Origin of the sequence: Desulfosarcina sp. (genome assembly GCF_041551955.1) — a bacterium.
Lineage (GTDB): Bacteria > Desulfobacterota > Desulfobacteria > Desulfobacterales > Desulfosarcinaceae > Desulfosarcina.
Genome location: NZ_JBFELV010000514.1, coordinates 1 through 3,340 on the forward strand (window position 1 = coordinate 1; position 3,340 = coordinate 3,340).

A 3,340-nucleotide genomic window follows, 5' to 3' on the forward strand; every position below is an offset into this window, starting at 1 on the left:
ACGGGTGATTACCGGGAACCTGTAGACCTGGTTGGTGTGTTTGATGGTCTTGCCTTCCGCTTGGCGGTTGCCCACAAATTGCAGATGCCCGTCAAAGCGCTCGCCGATGCGGTGGCGACCCTGTTCAATCGCCGGTTGGAATCCTTGGTTAATCAACGGCTGAAAAGCCTTTTCCAACTCGAATCCAAGGCTGTTTCGGCCGGCTGCAGCTGCGGCAAACACGGTGGTTCCGGTGCCCAGAAACGGATCCAGCACCGTATCGCCCATGACCGAAAACATGCATATCAGGCGGTAGGCCAATTCAAAGGGGTAGGCACCGCTGCGTTTTCGCAGCTGTTTGTCGCCAGTTTTTTGCCGGGTTCCCATAAGATCCATCCATACGTCGGAAAACCACTGGTTGCGCTCCTCCCAGAAAAAGGCACTTTGCCGCCGGTTGGCTTTCTCTGCCTGGCTCTTGAACAGCCGTTTGTCTCCCTTTCGGAATATCAGGATGTATTCATGCTCGAGGGTCACATAGGCACCGGGTGGCATCATCCCCGACCCCATGAATTTGTTGGGCGCGTTGGTCTGCTTGCGCCACAGGATGTTGGGCAGGTTGGAAAACCCCAGCTGGAGCATGTGCGCGAGAATGCGGGTGTGATTGGGGTAAAGGGCGAATTTGTCTTTAAGGGTACGGGTGGCGTCCCCGATGTTGATGCAGGCGATACCGCCGGGAACCAGGACCCGGTGGAGTTCGTCCCAGACCCTGTCCAACTGCCGGTGCATCAACTCAAATGCAGTCATACCCGCCTGGCTGTGCAGGGCCTTTTTGATTGCGGACTGCTGACAGAACAGCTCGTCCCACATCTCGATCATTGGGTAGGGTGGAGAGGTCACCACCAGGTGAACGCTTTGGGACGCGACCTCGGACATTCTATTTGCATCGGCAAACCGGATGCGGTGTTCAGATATCAACGGGATGGCGGCTCCTTTTTTCAATTTTATAGTTGCATGGATCAATACTGATGATACCATCAAATTTTATGATCACCGGTCCCCAAAAAAGAAATATATTGATGTTACCATTTGAAAGTAAACGAAAAATAAATTTGATGAAAAGCGCATGATCTGCCTTGCACCTTGACTTTCCCCAAAAAATCAATGAAACATACCCCTCGTGCACGTCCGAAATGGCATGGGACGTAAATCCCAGCCTTATCGACCCACTTCCATTATCATTTGTATTTAGTCAAGTCGAATTTCAGAAAAATATCCGGGCTTAGAAAACCGGTAGGAAACCGGTTTTTCCCGATCGGAAACATTGAAGCGGTTATTGCTTGTTGTCATTGCAGCAAAAGACTGCGGCAAACGCTGCAGGAGAAGGAGGAACGGAAAGATGATCAAGGTGCTTGTCAGCGATGCTCTGGGAGACGCGGGAATTCAGTTGTTTCGCGAGACCGAGGGAATCGATGTCGACGTAAAGACGGGTTTGACGCCTCAGTCGCTTAAGGAGACGATCGGCGACTACGACGCGCTGGTGATTCGCAGCGCCACACGGGTGACCGAGGAGATACTCGCGGCTGGTACAAAACTGAAAGTGGTTGGGCGTGCCGGCATCGGTCTGGACAACGTGGACATCCCCGCCGCCACCAAACGGGGCGTCGTCGTCATGAATACGCCCACCGGCAACGTGGTGACCACCGCGGAGCATGCCATTGCCATGATGATGGCCCTGACCCGGAACATCCCCCAGGGCACGCTATCGTTGAAGGCTGGCCGCTGGGACAAGAAAAAGCTGCAGGGGCGGGAGGTGTTCAACAAAACCCTGGGCGTCGTCGGTTTCGGCAAAATCGGTTCCATCGTCGCTGACCGGGCCAAGGGACTTCGCATGCAGGTGGTGGTTTACGATCCCTTTGTGGCGCCCGAGCAGATCGAAAAATCTGGCTTCGAAAGTGTGACACTCGATGAACTCTACCGGCGTTCCGACTACATTTCGATTCACGTGCCCAAGCTCAAGGAAACTACCGGCCTGTTGAACAAAGCGGCCTTTGAAAAGATGAAAGACGGCGTGATGATCATGAACTGCGCCAGGGGGGGCATCGTCCACGAAAACGACTTGCAGGCGGCCATTCAATCCGGAAAGGTCGCCGGTGCCGCGCTGGATGTATTCGAGATCGAACCTCCCGGTGCGTGCCGGCTGTTCGAACTGGATCGGATCATCTGTACGCCCCATCTGGGCGCCTCCACCCAAGAAGCTCAGGCCAATGTAGCCGTTGCCGTGGCCCGGCAGATCATCGACTACCTGGTCAACGGCACCATCGTCAACGCAGTCAATGTCCCGTCTGTGACCGGGGATCTTTTACGAAAAATCGGCCCCTACATGGCGGTGGGCGATCGGATGGGGTGTCTTCAGGCCCAGCTGGCCGGCGGACCGGTCAGAGCGGTGACCATCGAATATACCGGCGATTTCAAGGGGATGGACATGGCCCCGGTATCCACCGCGATCCTCAAGGGATTGCTTACGCCCATGGTCAAGCATGCCGTCAACTTCGTCAACGCACCGGTGGTGGCCAGCGAGATGGGCATAAAAATCATTGAATCCACGACATCAGAAGCCGAAGACTACACCCACCTGATAACCCTTCGGGTGACGACGGACGCCGGCGAGAACTTGGTTGCCGGCACCATCATCGGCCGAAGCGACCTCAAAGTGGTCAAGATCAATAACTTTCGTCTGGAACTGGTGCCCGAAGGACATATCCTATTGATCTTCAATCAGGATCGGCCAGGGGCGATCGGCGGCATCGGAACCACGTTGGGGCGGCACAACATCAACATCGGGCGGATGTACGTGGGGCAGGAAAAAGACGGGGATCTCAACATCATTTTTCTGCAGACCGATACCCCGGTTCCCCCTGATGTGCTCGATGACCTGCGTTCGGCGGAGATGATCAGTTCAGTGACGTCGCTGGAGCTGTGAACCTAAATCAGGCCGTTTCATCGATAACGCTGTTTTTCAATATCCCGATATGTTCGACCTCCACTTCGATGGTGTCGCCATGACTCAAGGGCCCCACGCCTGCCGGGGTGCCGGTGAGGATGATGTCGCCTGGCATCAGGGTGAAGTTTCTGGAGACGAAGGCAATGATCTCGGGAATTTTGAATATCATCTGGCGGGTATTGCCTTCCTGAACGGTCCGCCCGTTGAGCCGACAGCAGATGGCCAGGTTTTGGGGGTCGGGCAGGTCCCGGGTCAGCACCACCTGCGGACCGATGGGGCCGAAGGTGTCGAATGATTTGCCCCGGGACCATCCGGTGCGGTCACTGTTCTGGATATTGCGCTGGCTGACGTCGTTCATGC

The 3,340-nt window shown here is 55.4% G+C and carries 3 protein-coding genes; 1 reads left to right on the plus strand and 2 read right to left on the minus strand.

Annotated features, from left to right (window positions below; genetic code table 11):
* On the minus strand, window positions 1-954 hold a 954-nt coding region (locus ABYV26_RS23365), incomplete at its 3' end, for a site-specific DNA-methyltransferase (RefSeq protein WP_372683760.1).
* A gap of 424 nt (window positions 955-1,378) precedes the next feature.
* Here ABYV26_RS23365 and serA point away from each other — a divergent pair.
* Window positions 1,379-2,959, plus strand: coding sequence for a phosphoglycerate dehydrogenase (gene serA / locus ABYV26_RS23370; RefSeq protein WP_372683762.1), 1,581 nt, complete (start codon window positions 1,379-1,381; stop codon window positions 2,957-2,959).
* Window positions 2,960-2,966: 7 nt separating this feature from the next.
* Here serA and ABYV26_RS23375 read toward each other — a convergent pair.
* Window positions 2,967-3,340: fumarylacetoacetate hydrolase family protein (locus ABYV26_RS23375; RefSeq protein ID WP_372683761.1), on the minus strand; the 374-nt coding region annotated here is incomplete at its 5' end.